The 20,680-nt window shown below is 43.0% G+C and carries 19 protein-coding genes; all 19 read left to right on the forward strand.

Annotation, left to right across the window (positions count from 1 at the left end; translation table 11 throughout):
* Positions 1-22 precede the first annotated feature (22 nt).
* Positions 23-1,837 carry a translation elongation factor 4 gene (gene lepA / locus HOP45_RS17135; RefSeq protein WP_181350606.1) on the forward strand — a complete coding sequence of 605 codons (1,815 nt, stop codon included), beginning with the start codon at positions 23-25 and terminating at the stop codon, positions 1,835-1,837.
* A 64-nt stretch (positions 1,838-1,901) separates the two neighbouring features.
* Complete coding sequence (hemW, locus tag HOP45_RS17140) at positions 1,902-3,038, forward strand: radical SAM family heme chaperone HemW (protein WP_181350607.1); 1,137 nt, start codon at positions 1,902-1,904, stop codon at positions 3,036-3,038.
* 203 nt (positions 3,039-3,241) lie between these two features.
* Positions 3,242-4,273 carry a heat-inducible transcriptional repressor HrcA gene (gene hrcA / locus HOP45_RS17145; protein ID WP_181350608.1) on the forward strand — a complete coding sequence of 344 codons (1,032 nt, stop codon included), beginning with the start codon at positions 3,242-3,244 and terminating at the stop codon, positions 4,271-4,273.
* Between the two features lie 119 nt (positions 4,274-4,392).
* A complete protein-coding gene (gene grpE, locus HOP45_RS17150) occupies positions 4,393-4,929 on the forward strand; it encodes a nucleotide exchange factor GrpE (RefSeq protein ID WP_181350609.1) in 537 nt (178 codons plus the stop codon).
* Between the two features lie 32 nt (positions 4,930-4,961).
* Positions 4,962-6,794: a molecular chaperone DnaK gene (dnaK, locus tag HOP45_RS17155; protein WP_181350610.1), complete on the forward strand. Its 1,833-nt coding sequence runs from the start codon at positions 4,962-4,964 to the stop codon at positions 6,792-6,794.
* 142 nt (positions 6,795-6,936) lie between these two features.
* The gene (gene dnaJ / locus HOP45_RS17160; RefSeq protein ID WP_181350611.1) at positions 6,937-8,064 is read left to right on the forward strand and encodes a molecular chaperone DnaJ; all 1,128 of its coding nucleotides are present in this window, start codon (positions 6,937-6,939) and stop codon (positions 8,062-8,064) included.
* A gap of 165 nt (positions 8,065-8,229) precedes the next feature.
* On the forward strand, positions 8,230-9,168 hold the full coding sequence (prmA, locus tag HOP45_RS17165) for a 50S ribosomal protein L11 methyltransferase (RefSeq protein ID WP_181350612.1): 939 nt from the start codon (positions 8,230-8,232) through the stop codon (positions 9,166-9,168).
* Between the two features lie 12 nt (positions 9,169-9,180).
* On the forward strand, positions 9,181-9,933 hold the full coding sequence (locus tag HOP45_RS17170) for a 16S rRNA (uracil(1498)-N(3))-methyltransferase (RefSeq protein WP_181350613.1): 753 nt from the start codon (positions 9,181-9,183) through the stop codon (positions 9,931-9,933).
* Between the two features lie 5 nt (positions 9,934-9,938).
* On the forward strand, positions 9,939-11,288 hold the full coding sequence (mtaB, locus tag HOP45_RS17175) for a tRNA (N(6)-L-threonylcarbamoyladenosine(37)-C(2))-methylthiotransferase MtaB (RefSeq protein WP_181350614.1): 1,350 nt from the start codon (positions 9,939-9,941) through the stop codon (positions 11,286-11,288).
* Between the two features lie 131 nt (positions 11,289-11,419).
* The gene (gene deoC, locus HOP45_RS17180; protein ID WP_181350615.1) at positions 11,420-12,091 is read left to right on the forward strand and encodes a deoxyribose-phosphate aldolase; all 672 of its coding nucleotides are present in this window, start codon (positions 11,420-11,422) and stop codon (positions 12,089-12,091) included.
* A 142-nt stretch (positions 12,092-12,233) separates the two neighbouring features.
* Positions 12,234-12,413, forward strand: a complete 180-nt coding sequence (gene rpsU, locus HOP45_RS17185; protein ID WP_255437734.1) for a 30S ribosomal protein S21 — start codon at positions 12,234-12,236, stop codon at positions 12,411-12,413.
* A gap of 21 nt (positions 12,414-12,434) precedes the next feature.
* Entirely contained in the window at positions 12,435-12,881 is a 447-nt protein-coding gene (locus HOP45_RS17190) for a GatB/YqeY domain-containing protein (RefSeq protein ID WP_181350616.1), read from the forward strand.
* 188 nt (positions 12,882-13,069) lie between these two features.
* On the forward strand, positions 13,070-14,401 hold the full coding sequence (locus HOP45_RS17195; RefSeq protein WP_181350617.1) for an NfeD family protein: 1,332 nt from the start codon (positions 13,070-13,072) through the stop codon (positions 14,399-14,401).
* A gap of 17 nt (positions 14,402-14,418) precedes the next feature.
* On the forward strand, positions 14,419-15,411 hold the full coding sequence (floA, locus tag HOP45_RS17200; RefSeq protein WP_181350618.1) for a flotillin-like protein FloA: 993 nt from the start codon (positions 14,419-14,421) through the stop codon (positions 15,409-15,411).
* A gap of 35 nt (positions 15,412-15,446) precedes the next feature.
* Entirely contained in the window at positions 15,447-15,938 is a 492-nt protein-coding gene (locus HOP45_RS17205) for a hypothetical protein (RefSeq protein ID WP_181350619.1), read from the forward strand.
* Positions 15,939-16,016: 78 nt separating this feature from the next.
* Positions 16,017-16,304 (forward strand): sporulation protein YqfC, encoded by a 288-nt coding sequence (gene yqfC, locus HOP45_RS17210; protein ID WP_181350620.1) that lies wholly within the window; start codon positions 16,017-16,019, stop codon positions 16,302-16,304.
* A 10-nt stretch (positions 16,305-16,314) separates the two neighbouring features.
* Positions 16,315-17,490, forward strand: a complete 1,176-nt coding sequence (gene yqfD / locus HOP45_RS17215; RefSeq protein WP_181350621.1) for a sporulation protein YqfD — start codon at positions 16,315-16,317, stop codon at positions 17,488-17,490.
* A gap of 11 nt (positions 17,491-17,501) precedes the next feature.
* Positions 17,502-18,473, forward strand: a complete 972-nt coding sequence (locus HOP45_RS17220; RefSeq protein ID WP_181350622.1) for a PhoH family protein — start codon at positions 17,502-17,504, stop codon at positions 18,471-18,473.
* Between the two features lie 61 nt (positions 18,474-18,534).
* A complete protein-coding gene (locus HOP45_RS17225) occupies positions 18,535-20,679 on the forward strand; it encodes an HD family phosphohydrolase (RefSeq protein ID WP_181350623.1) in 2,145 nt (714 codons plus the stop codon).
* Position 20,680: the final 1 nt, after the last annotated feature.

Raw genomic sequence — 20,680 nt, forward strand, 5'->3', positions numbered from 1 at the left:
AAAATAGTAGGAGTGATGTTAGGTGTCTAGTCAAAGTAAACAACAGCGTGTGCGAAATTTCTCGATTATTGCTCATATTGATCATGGGAAATCCACATTGGCTGATCGCATATTGGAGAAAACGAAGGCGTTAACGCAGCGAGAAATGAAAGAACAATTTTTAGATGCCATGGATTTGGAACGTGAACGCGGCATCACCATCAAACTGAATGCCGTTCAGTTGAATTACCTTCATGAAAACGGCGATGATTATACGTTTCATTTGATTGATACTCCCGGTCACGTCGATTTCACGTATGAAGTTTCCAGAAGTTTGGCTGCCTGTGAAGGTGCCGTTCTCGTTGTTGATGCGGCACAAGGGATCGAAGCCCAAACGTTAGCAAATGTTTATTTAGCGCTTGAGAATGATTTGGAAATCATTCCCGTTATCAACAAAATCGATCTGCCCAGTGCAGAGCCGGAAAGAATCAAACAGGAAATAGAAGATGTAATCGGAATTGATGCATCTGATGCCATATTAGCGTCGGCAAAAGATGGCGTGGGCGTCGATGAAATTCTCGAACGTATTGTGACGGATATCCCTGCTCCAGCCGGTAGTCCAGATGATCCTTTAAAAGCTCTCATATTTGATTCACTTTATGATTCCTACCGCGGAGTTATTGCGTACATATGTGTCCGTGAAGGTTCTATTAAGGTAGGCGACAAGATAAAGATGATGCAGACAGGCAAGGAGTTTGAAGTGAATGAAGTGGGCGTATTCCGCCCGAAACCGACTCCGCTCGAGGAACTTAATGTCGGGGATGTCGGTTATATGACGGCCTCTATCAAGAATATTGGTGACAGCCGCGTCGGTGATACGATTACTCAGGTCAAAAACCCTGCAGAAGAACCGCTTCCGGGTTATAAACGTTTGAATCCGATGGTTTTCTGTGGCATGTATCCGGTCGATGCAAGCAATTATAACGACCTGAGAGACGCTTTGGAGCGTCTGGAATTAAATGATTCGTCATTACAGTATGAAGCAGAAACTTCTCAAGCACTCGGTTTCGGATTCCGTTGCGGGTTCCTCGGCATGCTGCATATGGAAATCATTCAAGAACGGATTGAACGGGAATACGGCATTGATTTAATTACGACTGCTCCAAGTGTTATTTACCAAGTAAAAACGACCGACGATGAGGACATCATGATCGATAACCCATCCATGATGCCTGATAATCAACGCGTGAATGAAGTTCAAGAACCTTTCGTCAAAGCAACGGTCATGGTTCCAGAGGACTATGTCGGACCCGTAATGAAAATATGTGAAAGAAAACGCGGCAATTTCATGGATATGCAATACCTTGATGACAATCGTGTCAATATCGTTTATGAAATACCTTTATCTGAAATTGTGTACGATTTCTTCGATTCCTTGAAATCACAAACAAAAGGTTATGCATCATTCGATTATGAAATGATCGGCTATCGTGACTCGAATTTAGTAAAAATGGATATCTTATTGAACGGTGATACCATTGATGCGCTGTCGTTTATCGTGCATAGGGATTTTGCTTATGAGCGTGGAAAACAAATCGTAGAAAAATTGAAAGATTTAATTCCGAGACAACAGTTTGAAGTGCCTGTCCAGGCGGCAATTGGAAATAAAATCATAGCCCGTTCGACAATCAAAGCCATCCGTAAAAATGTCCTTTCAAAATGTTATGGCGGCGACATTACGCGTAAGCGTAAACTGCTGGAAAAACAAAAAGAAGGAAAAAAACGGATGAAGATGGTCGGATCAGTTGAAGTGCCCCAGGAAGCATTCATGTCTGTATTAGAAATTAATGATGACTAAATGATAGCAGGATGAAACCGCAGGAGACAGCTCTTGCGGTTTTGTTTTGAAAGGTGGAAACAGCATGCGCATACCCTCAGCATATATACACATTCCTTTTTGTCAGCAGATATGCCATTATTGCGATTTTACAAAGTTCTTTTATACGGAAAAACAAGCGGACGATTATTTAGATGCGCTCGAGAACGAAATGAACCATTATCTCCCTGAGCCTGTTCAAGTTGAGACGATATTTGTGGGGGGAGGCACTCCAACGATATTATCTGAAGCGCAATTGCGACGTTTCTTGCAGATGGTGGACGAGCACTTTCATATATCTGGGGACATGGAGTACACATTTGAGGCCAACCCTGGTGATCTCAATTCGGAGAAAATTCAATTGTTGGCAGCTTATGGTGTGAATCGCGTCTCCATGGGGGTCCAGGTTTTTGATGATGCCATGTTAGAAAAAATCGGACGTCTGCATCGCAAAAAAGATGTTTACACTAATATTGAAGCTTTGTTAAATAAAGACATTTCGAACATTAGTATTGATCTTATGTATGCGTTGCCTGGTCAGTCCGTACATGATTTTGAAGAAACAATCGATGAAGCATTAGCCTTCAACCTTCCTCATTACTCTTCTTATTCTTTGCAAATAGAACCGAAAACTGTATTTTATCAACGGTACAAACGAGGCGAATTAAGTAAACCGCCCGAAGAGGACGAAGCTGTGATGTACGAAATGCTGCAGCGAAAAATGAACGACGCCGGATTAAACCATTATGAAATCAGTAATTTTGCGGCAGAAGGGTATGAAAGTCAACACAACTTGACCTATTGGAACAACCATTTTTATTATGGCTTCGGTGCCGGTGCCCATGGGTATCTGCCAGGGAAACGATTGATCAATATCCGACCATTACCTGCCTATGTAAAACAAGCCTGTGAAAATGGCAGGCCTGTATTGCACGAAGAACCTATCGGCCGTAAAGAGATGATGGAAGAAGAAATGTTCCTGGGTTTAAGAAAAGCAGAAGGGGTTCAGAAGGCCGTATTTCAGGAGCGATACAATCGTTCGATGCATAACGTCTATCAGGAGGCCATAACATCTTTACAGAATCGGGGTTTATTACAAGAAGATGAAGTTGCTGTTCGATTGACGTCAAAAGGAAAAATGCTTGGCAATGAAGTTTTTCAAGCATTCTTAATCGATGATTGAACTGTCCTGTGTTCTAACAGCTTTCCACTGTAGAAGTGGTAAGCCTTACTTGTCGTGAGAGAACGTGGCATATAACATTCATCAACGAATCGTGAACATTCTAAAAAAAATAAATTGAACGCGTTGACATCCATGAGCCCATTTGATAATTTATTAATAGATTTAGCACTCGCTTTAAATGAGTGCTAACAGAGGTGATCATCATGTTGACAGATAGACAATTGCTGATTCTTCAAGTTATTATTGATGATTTCATCCATTCAGCGCAGCCTGTAGGCTCGCGTGCCATTTCCAAAATGCAGAAAGTAACCTTCAGTTCAGCAACAATCCGAAATGAAATGGCAGATCTTGAAGAAATGGGCTTTATTGAAAAAACACATTCATCTTCCGGAAGAGTCCCTTCAGAGAAAGGGTATCGGTTTTACGTCGATCACTTACTTTCTCCTTTAAAACTATCTAACCAAGAGATGAATATCATCCATGAAGCCTTTAAGGATCGTATGCTCGAATATGAACGTGTTGTACAAAAATCCGCAGGGATCCTTTCTGATTTAACAAATTATACGTCCATTATCCTGGGTCCGGAAATATTTGAGACGAAGCTGAAACAACTTCAAATCGTACCGTTGAATGATCAATCGGCGGTTGCGATCCTCGTCACCAATACAGGGCATGTTGAACATCGTGCTTTTAATGTGCCAGCTGAAATAGATGCTTCGGATTTAGGGAAAATGGTAAATATTTTGAATGAAAAATTGTCAGGTGTCCCCTTGGTGCAGTTGCACGAGAAACTTTATCTCGAGGTTTCTGAGTTATTGCGGAAACACACGCGTGATTATGAGAATGCATTTGAGTATTTGAGAGCGGCTTTATTGGATGAACAGCCTGCCAAGTTATATGTAGGTGGTAAAACCAACATTTTAATGCAGCCCGAATTCAAAGATTTGGATAAGGTGCGATCGCTTTACGGAATGATTGAAAAAGAAAATGAAATTGCCCACTTACTCCGTTCGGATCAAAGCGGTTTGAATGTGAAAATTGGCCATGAAAATCAGTTTGATGCCATGCAGAATTGCACATTGATTACGGCTACTTACAGACTCGGAGAAGATCAGATGGGTACCATTGCCTTACTGGGGCCTACCCGGATGGAATACAATCGTGTGATTTCACTCATGAATGTACTCTCTCAGGAAATGACAGAGACGTTCCAATCGTGGTATCAAAGTGAGTGAAAACAAGCTGTAAACTTAGAAAATATCCCGATTGCATGCCATGTTTTTCAAATACTTTTGTAGGGTAAGGTTTCGTGTTATAGTCAGTAACGGTGAATGGATTTGAGGAGGTGGAAGACGTGGAAGAGAAGAAAGAAACCAACCAGGAGATCATCGATGAACAGGATGATATTCAGGATGAAGTGGCTGACACGTCAGAAGAAACTGAAGAAAAATCTGAATATGAGCGGTTGGAAGAAGAAAAGAACGAAATTTATAATCGCTTGATGCGTATTCAGGCGGATTACGATAATTTCAAACGTCGCACGCAAAAAGAAAAGGAAGAAGATAGAAAATATAAGTCCAAGGATCTTATAAGTGAACTTATTCCTGTCTTAGATAACTTCGAGCGTGCACTTCAAGTCGAAGGAGACAGCGCAAAAGGATTTGCTGATGGTGTGGAAATGGTTTATCAACAATTCAAATCTGCCCTTGAAAAAGAAGGCGTTGAAGAAATTCCTGCTGACGGAGAGGAATTTGATCCCCATAAACATCAGGCAGTCATGCAGGTGGAAGATGAAAACTACGGTTCCAATGTAGTTGTGGAAACGATGCAAAAAGGGTATCAATTACATGACCGGGTCATTCGCCCGGCTATGGTAAAAGTAAATCAATAATAATTATAGCGAAGTAAAGGAGGCTCCCAATCATGGGTAAAATCATAGGTATTGACTTAGGAACAACAAACTCTTGTGTAGCAGTAATGGAAGGTGGCGAATCAAAGGTTATCCCGAACCCTGAAGGTAACCGGACAACACCATCTGCTGTTGCATTTAAAAATGGCGAACGCCAGGTAGGGGAAGTAGCTAAGCGACAAGCCATCACTAACCCTAATACCATTCTTTCAATTAAACGTTATATGGGTACGGACCATAAAGTAGATGTTGAAGGAAAAGAATATACGCCACAGGAGATTTCTGCGATCATCCTTCAATATATCAAAGGCTATGCAGAAGATTATCTTGGTGAAACAGTGGATAAAGCTGTCATCACTGTTCCAGCTTACTTTAATGATGCTGAACGTCAAGCAACAAAAGATGCAGGCAAAATCGCTGGTCTGGAAGTAGAACGTATTATTAACGAACCGACAGCAGCGGCACTTGCTTATGGTATTGATAAAGAAGATCAAGATCAAACGATTCTTGTATATGACTTGGGTGGAGGTACGTTTGACGTATCGATCCTGGATATCGGCGAAGGCACTTTTGAAGTTGTGGCTACAGCCGGTGACAACCGTCTAGGCGGGGACGACTTCGACCAAGTGATTATCGATCATATGGTTGCTGAATTCAGAAAAGAACACGGCATTGATTTATCACAAGATAAAATGGCTTTGCAACGTCTTAAAGATGCAGCAGAAAAAGCGAAGAAAGATCTATCAGGTGTAGCTCAAACACAAATTTCCCTGCCGTTTATCACAGCAGGCGAAGCAGGTCCGCTTCACTTAGAAATGAACCTTACACGTGCTAAGTTTGAAGAACTTGCTTCTGACTTGGTTGAGCGCAGCATGAAGCCGACTCGTCAAGCATTAAAAGATGCCGGCTTTAGTTCAGGTGACATTGATCGCGTTCTATTAGTAGGTGGTTCTACACGGATTCCTGCTGTTCAAGATGCGATTCAAAAAGTTATCGGAAAAGATCCTTCTAAAGGCGTCAACCCTGATGAGGTTGTAGCGCTAGGTGCTTCCATCCAGGGTGGCGTTCTGCAAGGTGACGTCAAAGATGTTGTATTGCTTGACGTAACGCCGCTATCCCTAGGTATCGAAACCATGGGCGGCGTGACAACAAAGCTTATTGAACGTAATACGACAATTCCTACAAGTCATTCTCAAGTCTTCTCAACAGCAGCGGACAACCAAACAGCCGTGGATATCCATGTGTTGCAAGGTGAACGTGAGATGGCTCAAGACAATAAAACATTAGGACGCTTCCAGTTGACTGATATCCCACCAGCTCCGCGTGGTGTTCCACAAATCGAAGTAAGCTTTGATATTGATGCGAACGGTATCGTAAACGTGCGTGCAAAAGATATGGGAACTAATAAAGAACAGTCCATTACAATTAAATCTTCTTCCGGTCTTTCTGATGATGAAGTAGAACAAATGGTTAAAGATGCAGAAGAAAATGCGGAAGCTGATAAGCAGCGCCGTGAAGAAATCGAACTTCGCAATGAAGCCGATCAAATCATCTTCACAACCGACAAAACCATCAAAGATCTAGGCGAACAAGTAAGTGAAGAAGAAAAGCAGCAGGCTGAAACTGCAAAAGAGGAACTCCAAACTGCACTCGAAGGCGAAGACCAAGAGCAAATCAGAGAGAAAAAAGATGCGCTACAAGAACAAGTTCAGCAATTGTCTGTCAAGCTCTATGAGCAAGCACAGCAACAAGCTGAAGAAGCTCAAGGTGCTGAAGGCCAACAAGGCTCTGAAGAAGATGTCGTTGACGCCGATTATGAAGAAGTTAACGATGATGAAAAGAAATAACTCCTATGTTTAAGTTGAAAAGTCAAAGTCAGGGCCTCTTGGCTTTGACTTTTTAACGTCATGGGCTTACGAAAGTTGCCCGTGGAAGCATGGGAATGTTAAGATTAATTTTATGTAATAGTGCCGGGAGAGTGATCGACAAGTGAGTAAGCGAGACTACTATGAAGTGCTCGGAGTTTCAAAAGACGCTTCCAAAGATGAGATCAAAAAAGCCTATCGAAAATTGGCTCGTCAATATCACCCTGATGTAAGTGAAGAAGAAGATGCAGCTGAAAAATTTAAGGAAGCCAAGGAAGCCTACGAGACATTGAGCGACCAACAAAAACGTAGCCAATATGACCAATTTGGTCATGAAGGCCCTAATATGGGGCAAGGATTCGGCGGTTTTGGTGGCGGCCAGGATTTCGGTGGCTTTGGCGATATATTCGATATGTTTTTTGGTGGCGGTGGACGTAGCCGTGACCCGAATGCTCCACGCAGAGGGGCAGACCTGCAATATAAAATGACATTGAATTTCGAGGATTCAATTTTTGGTAAAGAAACCGATGTTGAAATTCCGAAAGAAGAAGAATGTGATACATGTGATGGTTCTGGTGCAAAACCTGGAACATCACCTGAAACATGTCCACATTGTGAGGGCGCGGGTCAAATCAATCAGGAACAAAATACCCCATTTGGCCGCGTTGTCAACCGTCGCGTGTGTCACCATTGTCAAGGCTCCGGCCAGATCGTTAAAGACAAATGTAATACGTGTGGCGGTGATGGTCGAGTCACAACACGCAAAGAAATTCATGTCAGTATTCCAGCAGGCATTGATGAAGGCCAGCAAATTCGGATTCCAGGTCAGGGTGAGGCCGGAGTGAATGGCGGCCCAGCAGGCGACCTTTATGTTGTAATTCAGGTGAAACCACATGAATTTTACCAGCGTGAAGGGGACCATATCTTTTGTGAAATGCCTCTGACTTTTACGCAAGCAGCTTTGGGCGATGAAATTGAAGTTCCTACTGTTCATGGCACCGTAAAACTTAAAATCCCTGAAGGTACGCAAAATGGCAAGACATTCAGGTTGAAAGATAAAGGCGCGCCGAATGTTCATGGTCGCGGCCAAGGCGATCAGCATGTGAAAATTCGCGTGGTGACGCCTCAAAAACTGACTGACCGTCAGCGAGAACTATTACGGGAGTTTAATGAAATAAGTGGTAATCAGCCTACCGAAGAGCAGCATGGTACTTTCTTTAAAAAAATGAAACGTGCTTTTAAAGGCGAATAGTGAACTGGAGTTGAGGACGGCCCTGTTATACGAAGACCGTGTATGTTGCGTTTTGTATGATGAAGGGCCGTCTTTTTATAACATGTATGCACGATCAACGTGTTGATCTAAAGTGAGCGAGAAACAAGCAGTAAAAATTTTATACAAAGTGAGTGGTCAGCTGATATGAAATGGTCAGAGGTTTGTATACATACCACGAATGAGGCAGTAGAACCTATATCCAATATTTTGCATGAATCAGGAGCAAGCGGCGTTGTCATTGAGGATCCTCAGGATATGCTTAAAGAACGCGAATCGTTTTTTGGGGAAGTCTACGAACTAAACCCGGACGATTATCCTGATGAAGGTGTCTATGTTAAAGCCTATATACCGATGAACAGTTTCTTGAATGAAACGGTTCAGGAAATTAAGCAATCTGTCACTAATTTGACTGCATTCAATATTGATATTGGGCAAAATGAGGTAACCATCAATGAAATAGAGGAAGAAGATTGGGCCACAGCTTGGAAACAATATTATAAACCAGTGAAGATTTCTGACAGAATTACAATTATTCCGACATGGGAATCGTATACCCCGGTTTCTAGTGATGAACTGATCATTGAAATGGATCCAGGGATGGCTTTTGGTACGGGCACTCACCCGACCACGGTTTTGAGCATTCAGGCCCTTGAACGATTTATTCAGCCGCATTCCACGGTCATAGATGTGGGGGCTGGATCAGGCGTTCTCAGTGTCGCCTCAGTCCTTTTGGGGGCAGATTATGTTTATGCCTATGATTTAGATGATGTCGCGGTTAAAAGTACCTCAATAAATGCTGAATTGAATCAAGTTGAGCAGCAAGTCCTATCCCGTCAAAATGATTTATTAGATGGGGTGGATGTCCAGGCAGATTTAATCGTCTCTAACATTCTCGCTGAGGTGATTGTGAAATTCACCGATCAAGCGTTTAAACTGCTTAATCAGGGTGGGTTGTTTGTCACAGCTGGGATTATTGAAGGAAAGAAAGAATTGGTGAAACAAAACCTTATATCTGTCGGGTTCGAAATAATTGAAACAAATAAAATGGAGGATTGGATCTCCATTATTGCGAGAAAGCCATAAGAGGGTGTTTCTGTGCAAACATATTTTGTAGCTTCTGACCAATGGAATAGTGAGTCTGTGCATATTACAGGAGAAGATACACATCATATTTCCCGCGTGATGCGCATGTCGCCAGGCGATGTTGTGACGTGCATTCATCCCGACGGAAAAGCTGCTTTATGCAAAATAACCGAGATTCAACAGGACAGAGTGGATTGTCAGATCGTTGAATGGCAGGAATGGCAGAGTGAGTTACCTATTCAGGTTACGGTTGTTCAAGCGCTGGGGAAACATGATAAACTGGACATGGTTGTACAAAAAGGAACGGAATTAGGTGCCGATGGATTTATCCCTTTCCAAGCTGATCGTTCCATTGCAAAATGGGATGAAAAAAAAGCGGCAAAAAAAGTGGAGCGTTTACGAAAGATTGCAAAAGAAGCAGGCGAACAATCAGGGCGTACGAAAATGCCAGAAGTTGAAGGCTTGTATACCTTACAGAACGTCTTGGCTAGCGCAGAGCATTTTGATAAAAAAGTGTTTGCCTACGAGGATGAGGTCAGAGCTAAGCAACATCATGCTTTATCAGCGGTCTTTAAAGAGACCCAAGCAGGGGAAAGTATGATGGTGGTAATCGGACCGGAAGGCGGTTTTTCAGAACGCGAAGTTGAAAAGATGACTCAGCACGGGTTTCAATCGGTGAGACTGGGTCGGAGAATCCTTAGGACGGAAACAGCTCCTTTATATTTCCTTTCTTGTGTTTCTTACCATTACGAAGAATTGAGGTGACGTCAATGCCAACAGTGGCATTTCATACATTAGGATGTAAAGTGAATCATTACGAAACGGAAGCAATTTGGAACATGTTCAGCCAAAACGGTTATGAACGCGTGGAATTCGAAAGACCATCAGACGTTTATGTGGTGAATACGTGCACGGTAACCAATACAGGAGATAAAAAAAGCAGACAGGTCATCCGCCGGGCTATCCGTCGTAATCCTGATGCCGTTATTTGTGTGACCGGATGTTACGCCCAAACATCTCCTGGGGAGATTATGGAGATTCCGGGTGTCGACATCGTAGTTGGAACCCAGGATAGAATCAAAATGTTGGATTATATCGAGCAGTACAAAACAGAACGCAAACCCATCAATGGCGTAACGAATATTATGAAAAATCGTGTGTTCGAAGAGATGGACGTGCCTTCGTTTACTGACCGCACCCGCGCTTCTTTGAAAATACAAGAAGGGTGCAATAATTTTTGTACCTTCTGCATCATTCCGTGGGCGCGCGGATTGATGAGATCAAGAGATCCGGAAGACGTGATTGATCAAGCGCAGCAATTGGTCGATGCAGGCTATAAAGAAATCGTCTTGACCGGAATCCACACAGGTGGTTATGGGGAAGACATGAAAGATTATAATCTGGCTATGCTTCTCCGCGAGTTGGATAATCGGGTGAAGGGCCTGAAACGGGTTCGAATTTCTTCGATTGAAGCGAGTCAAATCACCGACGAGGTTATTCAGGTGCTTCATGACTCTGATAAAATCGTCCGTCACCTTCATATTCCACTACAGTCTGGTTCGGACACGGTGTTGAAACGGATGCGCCGTAAATATACGACAGCCTTTTATAAGGAACGGATTGACCGCATCAAAGAAGCCTTGCCAGGGCTTGCGATCACATCTGATGTTATTGTCGGCTTCCCGGGTGAAACGGAAGCAGAATTTATGGAAACGTACGAGTTTGTCTGCGAAGTTGGTTATTCGGAGTTGCATGTCTTTCCATTTTCCAAGCGGACAGGAACGCCCGCTGCTCGCATGGATGACCAAGTCGATCCAGAGGTTAAACATGACCGGGTTCATCGTTTAATTGAGTTGTCTGATCAACAGGCGAAACATTATGCTTCCCGTTATGAAGGAGAAGTGCTCGAGATTATTCCGGAAGAAAGTGCACAGGAAAAGGACAATGTCCTCGTCGGGTATACCGATAACTACCTGAAGGTGAGGATTAAAGGTTCGGAAGATTTGATTGGACAAATCGTACGCGTGAAAATAACTGAGGCAGGTTACCCGTATAACGAAGGGGAATTTGTGCGTGTAATGGATCATCCGGAGTTAAGTTCGCGATCCACGGCTATGTAAAGTTTGCACATGTATCCCAATGGTCCTCGTACATTGTTTCGCTCGTGACTTTTCTATCGCCTTATTCTTTAACGCGTGCTATGATACAATAGATGTACGTACAACTAACACTTGAAAGGAAGTTGCCAAACATGTCTCAATCATTAGCTAAGATGATCGACCACACACAACTTAAACCGGAGACAAGTAAGGAAAAGATCGAACAGATTTGTCAGGAAGCGAAAGATCATCATTTCGCATCTGTTTGTATCAACCCCCACTGGGTGACCTATTGTCAAGAATTGCTCAAGGATTCGGATGTCAAAGTATGCACCGTCATTGGCTTTCCGTTAGGAGCGACAACAACGGAAACTAAAGCATTCGAAACGCGTCAGGCGATTGAAAATGGTGCTGATGAAATTGATATGGTCATCAATGTGGGAGAATTGAAAAGCGGCAACCACGATTACGTTAAGGCAGATATCGAAGCCGTCGTAAGAGAAGCTGAGAATAAGGCTCTCGTTAAAGTGATTATTGAAACATCTCTACTTGAGGAAGAGGAGAAAGTGAAAGCATGCGAATTGGCCAAGCTTGCCGGAGCTGGCTTCGTAAAGACATCGACCGGTTTTTCCGGAGGCGGTGCAACAGTAGAGGATATCAGCTTGATGCGGAAAACCGTCGGGCCGAACATAGGTGTTAAAGCATCAGGCGGCGTGCGGGATTTCGAAGGAGCACAAGCGGTAGTTGATGCCGGAGCCACACGGATTGGGGCTAGTGCTGGTGTCGCTATCTTAAAAGGGGAACAAGGGCACTCTGATTACTGATCCCTTTGTTTGCTGAACGCTTTATCGAACTCATAAAAAAAGTTGACCGAAAATAACGGTTATAATATAATTAGCAGAGGCGTGTATGAAACCTTTACATGCATTAAAGATTAGGTTTATGCTTCGGAGGGAGGGAAATAAATTGGCAAATTCAAATACTACTCGCGTTCGTAAAAATGAGTCTCTTGAAGATGCTCTTCGTCGCTTCAAGAAAGGCGTTTCTAAAAGCGGTACACTATCTGAATATCGTAAGCGTGAATTTTATGAAAAGCCTAGCGTTCGCCGCAAGAAAAAATCTGAGGCCGCTAGAAAGCGTCGATAATTTAAAGAGGGTGTAGCAAACATGTCAATGGCAGAACGTCTAAACCAAGATATGAAAGCCGCGATGAAAAACAAAGAAAAGGAAAAACTTTGGGTCATCCGCATGGCAAAGGCTTCTTTGCAAAATGAAGCCATCAAGCTTGGTCAGGACAGTTTATCAGAAGAAGAAGAATTGACTGTATTAGCCCGTGAGGTTAAGCAGAGAAAAGATTCCCTCCATGAATTTAAAGAAGCTGGACGCGACGATCTTGTAGAACAACTATATCGAGAAATTGATATATTACAAGCTTATATGCCGGAACAGCTATCTGAAGATAAGCTGGAACAAATTGTACAAGAAACCATTTCAGAGGTCGGAGCTACCTCAAAACAGGATATGGGAAAAGTCATGAGTGCGATTATGCCTAAAGTTAAAGGCAAAGCAGATGGCTCCCAAGTGAACAAGCTCGTCCTTAAGAACTTATCTTAAAATCAAGAGTCTCCCTTCATGTAACGAAAGGGAGACTTTTTTAATCTCACTTCTGTTTAGAGAAATGAAGGGTTGCATTAATTTGTGAGAGAACGGGAGAAAATTCATTTAAACTTTTTGAAACGTTTGTATCATACATATCGTATAAATACTATCACCCTAAGTCATCCTAGAGAGGAGGTGTCGTCATGAAAGGAATTTACCGCTTGTTTGCTTTGGTTATTTTAGTTGGCTTCCTCGTCCCTTTATTTGCTCAATCTCCCCAAGTAAAGGCAGAAGGAGAAGGCAAGCTGGTTTATGTTGTACCTGTACAGAATAACGTAGAACGGGGTATGGAAGCGTTTTTAAAGCGGTCTGTGAGCGAGGCTCAAGAAAACGGAGTAGACCATATCATTTTTGAAATTGATACACCCGGCGGCAGAGTAGATGCTGCTGGATCTATCGGTGAATTGTTTCAAGACCTTGAGATTCCGAATACCGCGTTTGTAACAAGCCAGGCTTATTCGGCAGGCTCGTACATAGCGCTTAATGCTGATCAAATTTATATGAAGCCGCAAGCGACAATGGGTGCCTCCGGTGTCATTAATTCTGACGGCACTGCTGCTGATCAGAAAGCTCAATCTGCTTGGATTGCTGCAATGGAAGCCGCAGCTGAAACAGCTGATCGCGATCCGCTCTATGCAAGGGCGATGGCTGATAAGAGTGTCGATCTGCCGGAAGTTGGGGCTCCTGAGGGCAGCTTTCTCACTTTAGGACCAAATGATGCAGAAGAAGTAGGCTACACGGAAGGAATTGTCGACGATCGTACCGAATTGTTACATGAACTGTCGTTATCTGATGCGGAAATAGTCGAAATCGAGCCGACCCCTGCTGAAAATATCGCTCGTTTATTGACGGATCCTGTCGTTGTTCCTATCCTGCTCTCAGTAGCCAGCTTAGGCATCATTGTGGAATTATACTCACCTGGTTTTGGCATTCCCGGAATTATGGGAGTCCTATCCCTTATCCTCTTTTTCTATGGACATATTGTAGCTGGTTTAGCTGGGTATGAAGCCATCGTACTCCTGGTGTTAGGGATAGGTTTGGTAGTCGCAGAGTTTTTCCTGCCTGGCGGGATCACAGGCATCGCAGGTGTTGTCGCTATTGTCACGTCACTTATGCTTTCATCAGCAGATATGGGGCATATGGCGATGAGTATTGGTATCGCGTTACTCGTGTCGATTATCGCCTCAGTCATATTATTTAAAACATTAGGGTTCGAACGCGGTTTCTTCCGTCATGTCATTTTAAATGACTCGACTTCTTCCGATAAAGGATATGTATCTTCAGTCAATCGCTTGGAGCTTATAGGAAGAGAAGGGACGACAGTTACACCGCTTCGTCCGGCAGGTACAGCAGTGTTTGGAGAAGAGAGGCTGGACGTGGTGACAGAAGGTGGTTTTGTAAGTACTGGTAAGCCGGTCAGAATCATTAAATCGGAAGGGTCACGCATTGTAGTGAGAGAAATTTCACAAGATTAAAAGTAGGAGGAAAATCTATGACCATTCAAGAACTTACCCCGCTCATTATAGTGGGGCTCATCATTATCGTCATTGCCGTTCTATTTACATTTATACCCGTAATGTTATGGATCAGCGCGCTCGCCGCAGGCGTTAGAATCAGTATTCTGACACTCATCGGGATGCGTTTGAGACGCGTTATCCCATCAAGAGTCATCAACCCGCTGATTAAAGCGCATAAAGCAGGGGTGGATGTAGACACGAATCAACTTGAGAGCCATTACCTTGCTGGAGGTAATGTGGATAGAGTCGTAAACGCTTTGATTGCGGCTCAGCGTGCAAATATTGAATTAAGCTTTGAACGTTGTGCAGCCATCGATTTAGCCGGTCGTGACGTGTTAGAAGCTGTACAAATGAGTGTGAATCCGAAAGTTATTGAAACACCATTTATCGCAGGTGTTGCGATGGATGGAATTGAAGTGAAGGCTAAAGCAAGGATAACGGTTCGAGCTAACATTGACCGTCTCGTTGGAGGGGCAGGTGAAGACACTGTCATCGCTCGTGTCGGGGAAGGCATTGTTTCGACGATCGGCTCTAGCGAGAACCACAATAAAGTGTTGGAAAACCCTGATCGGATTTCCCAGAATGTGTTATCTAAAGGTCTTGATGCCGGAACGGCTTTTGAAATCTTATCCATAGATATTGCTGATATCGACATCGGTAAAAACATTGGGGCCATCCTGCAAACCGATCAAGCTGAAGCAGATAAAAACATTGCCCAGGCTAAAGCTGAAGAACGTAGAGCTATGGCCATCGCTCAAGAGCAAGAAATGCGCGCAAGAGTACAAGAGATGCAGGCTAAAGTTGTTGAAGCTGAAGCCGAAGTACCACAAGCTCTTGCTGAAGCATTGCGTTCAGGAAAAATGGGTGTCATGGATTATATGAACTATAAAAACATCAATGCTGATACCGATATGCGTGATACGCTAGGCAAAATGAGCGGTGACGATCAAGGAGAAGAAGAAAAGTAATTTGTTTCTTTGATTGAATGAAAGGAGCCGAACAGATGAGTGACATTTTAGAGCTTCTTTTCGGAAATTTTTTAATCGTAGCCGCGATCATCGGTGGTATTCTGAGTTGGATGAAGGGGATGGGAGGAAAACAAGCTCAAGATGACGAGACCAAAAGAAAATCGGGTGAGCAAACGCGCCCGGTTTCTCCCCAGCCTCCTGCTCATGAATATAAGGAAGAGGGTGCCAGAGAAGATGATCGGGTGAAACAATATTATGATCATAAGCAAGAGCGTCTGAACGATTTATCCAAAGAAGCGGGCTCAACAAGAGAAGCCTCTTATCAAGGAAAACATGATGCTTTACCAGAAAATCAGGATTTGCAAGTATACGTGTCCGAAGAGAATACCGATGATCTTCCCAATATTTCAATTAATAAAGGGTATTTCTCCAAAAAGAAACTCGCTGAGGGTATGATTATGGCAGAAATATTAGGCCCTCCACGTGCTTATCGCCGTCATAGAACGTACGAACAACAAAAAAGATAAGCTTCTTGAATAAACGCGCGAATTGTTGTGATACAATTCGCGCGTTTTTCGTATATATAAGATAGGGGGGATGGCTGAATGAACAGATGGCAAAAGAAATTACGTCAATTTTTAAGCAGTTATTTTGATTTGCCGGCTGACGTTCTGCTTGATTTACCGAGAATTACAACGATCGGCTCCCTTCATGTTTACATAGAGAACCATAACGGACTGTTGAAGTTTTCTCAGGAAGAGATCCGTTTAAAATATCGAAACGGCCAAATTTGTATTAAAGGCGCTCAATTTGTTTTGAAGCTCATGCTCTCAGAAGAACTGCTTGTGGAAGGTGTCGTCAAATCCATCGAGTTCATAGAAATCGAACAGTAAGGAGGAACTCATGAATCTGTTGCAAGGGAGATTTTTGCAAGGGACTATTGTGCTCAAGGTTAAAGGGGCTTATCCGGAATCGTTTTTGAACGCATGCAGCAAGCATGGTGTCAGAGTGTGGGGGGTGAGATGGAAGAACGAACATGAGATAACACTCACGATCTATTCAAAGGATTTGCGACATTGCCGTGCCTTCAGGAAAACAACGCGGTGTAAGTTGTATGTGAAGAACAAAGATGGATTTCCGTTTGTGTGGCAGCAATTTATGAACCGTAAGCCATTATGGTTTGCTGTGTTGATCTTTTGTACATGCATTTACTTACTCTCAAATATGATATGGTCCATCCAAATCCAGGGATTGACTCCCGAACTTGAAGCTCAGGTAGAAAAAGAATTAAACAAAGCAGGGATTAGCACGGGTCGCTTCGTGTTTTCGGGAAGCAATCCGAATGACATCCAGCGTCACTTATTAGAAGAGATTCCCGATCTGCTATGGATAGGCGTGGAGAAAAAAGGGACAAGTTTTAATTTGCATGGCGTAGAAAAGACGCTAGCTGAGAAAGATATAGACAATCATCCTTCCAACGTTGTCGCAAAGAAACAAGGCGTTATTGTAAAAATGTTCATTAGTGAAGGGCGGCCACTGGTAGGTGTCAATGACTTTGTGAGAAAAGGGGATATTCTCGCTTCAGGTAAATTAACCGAAGACAGTGATACGTTCATTAGAGCCGAAGGAGATGTTATCGCAGAAACGTGGTACCGGGCGGAAATATCAGTGCCCCTTACAAAAGATGTTCACATTACGACGGGGGATACTAAACGGAAATATTTTCTTAAATGGAATGATGTTGAGCTACCGGTGTGGGGGTTCGGGAAAGTGGAGCCACGTTACAAACGCGTGGAGACCAATGAAAAGACATTTAAAATATTCTCCTGGGAGGTCCCAATCAAATGGAAGGCAACCAAGCATTATCATATAGAAAAGAAAGAAGAATCAAGGAGCAAAGAAGAAGCTGTTCAAGCCGGTGTCGAACAAGCGAAACACGATTTGATGGACCAACTTCCCGCAGAGTCGAAAATAGTAGGTGAAAATATTTTGCACCAGCGTGAGGAGAGTGGTAAAGTAAAATTAATCCTTTTATTAAAAGTAAATGAAAACATAGCGAGCATTAAGAATGTATCTTAAGGAGTTTGAGAATGACAGAAGACTTGCATACCATTGATATACAATTAGATAACCCTACAGAAGCTCTATCCTTATTTGGTACTGAGGACCGTAACCTGAAGCAGATTGAAGAACAACTGCAGGTGACGATTATTTCGCGTGGTGAACACGTCAGTGTATCTGGGTCGCCTGACCGGGTGAAGTTAGTCGAAGAAATATTAATGTCGGTGCTTGCGATTATCCGTAAAGGGTTAACCGTTACCGAAAGGGATATCGTATATTCCATCGAACTTGCCAAAAAAGGTAAAATCAATCAATTTGAAGCACTTTTTGAAGATGAAATTACGAAGAATTCAAAAGGCAAACCGATCCGGGTCAAAACGTTGGGTCAACGTAGTTATGTCTCTGCCATCAAGAACAATGATCTTGTATTCGGAATCGGGCCTGCAGGCACAGGGAAAACCTACTTAGCTGTGGTGATGGCTGTTAATGCTTTGAAAAACGGTCTCGTCAAGCGGATTATTTTAACACGTCCGGCGGTAGAGGCAGGGGAAAGCCTGGGGTTTCTGCCAGGAGATTTAAAAGAAAAAGTTGACCCGTATCTCCGGCCGCTTTATGATTCTTTGCATGATGTGTTGGGTACAGAACACACGACACGTCTTATTGAACGAGGCACGATTGAAATTGCGCCTCTTGCTTACATGAGGGGGCGTACGCTGGATGATGCGTTTGTCATTTTAGATGAAGCTCAGAATACGACACCTGCACAAATCAAAATGTTCTTAACGCGGTTAGGGTTCGGCTCTAAAATGGTTGTAACGGGGGATATTACTCAAATTGACCTTCCCAAGGGTGTTAAATCAGGATTAAGAGTAGCTGAACAACAACTTTCGGCGGTTAAAGGCGCCTCTTTCATTCATCTTGATCAATTGGATGTCATACGCCATCCACTCGTTCAGCGTATTATAGATGCTTACGAAGGCCAGGAAAGTGATGCAACATAAGACCCTCACAAACAGGGTCTTATTTCTGTATTATCCATGATATGAGCAGGGGGTGGAGGGAATGGGGACGAAACGTTCGGGATTAGCCTATTTAGTGAAGAGGCAGAATCAGAGAAAGTGGCTTAAATTCGGTCTGCCACCTCTCTTGCTTGGTGTGCTCTTTTTTATCATCCTCCATTCCAATGTACATACCCCTGTATATGACATAGAAAAATTCAGTGCTGCCGACGAAACCATTCGTTCTCCTATTACGATAGAAAACGAGAAGGAAACCCAGCATGAAACACTAGAAGCCACACAGGCAGTGGAAGATCAATACACGACTTCCACAGAAATAACGGAAGAACGGATCAGTTATGTGAAAGAAGTGTTTGAAGCTGTAGAAAGTGTCGAAGAGGGGAAGCAAAATCAGGGTGAAGACGGCGGAGGGGCAAGCGGTCAGGAGCGATTGCAACGCCTTCAGACCATCCTTTCAGAGGAAGTGACCTCAGGGCTTGAAGATGAAACGATACGCCCTTTACTTAATAGTGCATCAGAAGCACGCAATATCGGGGAAGAACTGCTGCTTACCACGTTGTATAGTGAATTTAATAATGGCATTAAAACATCCTCGTTGATGGATGCCGAACAAAACGTTGAAACGAAAATTAAATACTCAAGTCTTCCTTCAGAGTTAAAACAGTCGTTGGTTCAATTAGGACAATTTGCGCTGGTTGAAAATGCTTTTTTTGATGCAGAAGCAACTTCAGAAGCAAGAAAGTTAGCTGTCAGCAATGTTGAACCTGTCATGATTCGTGCCGGTGAAGTTATCGTGTCGGAAGGTGCAACCATCACCAACGAAGTATATGAAGAACTGGCTTTAACTGGATTATTGAATAATGAACGCAACATACTCCCTTTACTGGGACTCGCTTTATTTATCATCATGATCGTTCTCTTGATTTATACTGAACTTGCTAACCTGAGTAACCGATTGTCTGTGAACAATCAACAGATTTTATTAGTTGTTTTGATCTCGGCTTTCATGGTTACTGTTATGAAAGTAGCAAGTTTGTTCATGGAACCTGATGAATCCTTGTATTATCTTGTGCCGCTTGCTACCGGCACGATGTTATTAAAAATATTATTTAACGAACGGATCGCTGTGGCCATGTCTATCATTCATGCCATTTTAGCTTGTTTCATTTTCAATGGCGAAATTGCGGGTACACTAAATGCAGAAGCCGGTGTTTATTTTGTTTTTACACAGGTAGCTGCTTTGCTGTTTCTTCGTAATTTAAAGGATCGCTTAGCTATTGTGAAAGCAGGCTGCGCTGTTGCGGCAGTCAATGTGTTAATCATATCCTTCTTTTTACTTTTATCATTTGAAAAGTATGCGTGGAACGACATGATTATGCATGCTGGCTTCGGGGTTGTTTCGGCATTTTTATCGGCCGTTCTGACATTAGGGTTGATGCCCTTTATCGAAACAGCCTTCAGGCTTATTTCTGATAGTAAATTACTAACCATGTCCAACCCTAATCATCCATTGCTGAAGAAAATTTTAACTGAAGCGCCCGGCACTTATCATCATAGTGTTATGGTGGCTAATTTGAGCGAAACAGCTTGTGAATCTGTCGGAGCGAACGGACTCTTAGCCAGAGTCGCTTCGTACTATCATGACTTAGGTAAAACGAAACGGCCTCATTACTTCATTGAAAATCAAATGGGGCAAAAAAATCCCCATGATTATCTTGAACCTGAACAAAGCGCCGAGATTATCATCAGCCACCCGTATGATGGAGCTAACGATTTGATCGCTAACAAACTTCCTAAAGAAATTGTTGATATCGCACAACAGCATCATGGCACGACATTATTAAAATATTTTTACCATCAGGCCAAAGAACACAATGAAGAAACGCGTGAATCAGAATTCCGCTATCCTGGACCAAAACCTCAGACGAAAGAAGCAGCAATAGTTTGTATATGCGATTCGACTGAAGCGGCGGTCCGCTCATTAGAAGAGCCAACTCCAGAAAAAATCGAGCGCATCGTCAGTTCAATCATCCAAGACAGGCTTTTAGATGGGCAATTTGATGAGTGTCAATTGACATTTGTCGAGTTGAAAATAGTTCAGACAGCCATTTGTGAGACGTTGCAAGGGATATTCCACACAAGAATCCAATACCCTCAAGAGGTTCAGAACATTAAGGAGGCCAAATAAC

The sequence above is a fragment of the Thalassobacillus sp. CUG 92003 genome (assembly GCF_013618635.1).
Lineage (GTDB): Bacteria > Bacillota > Bacilli > Bacillales > Halobacillaceae > CUG-92003.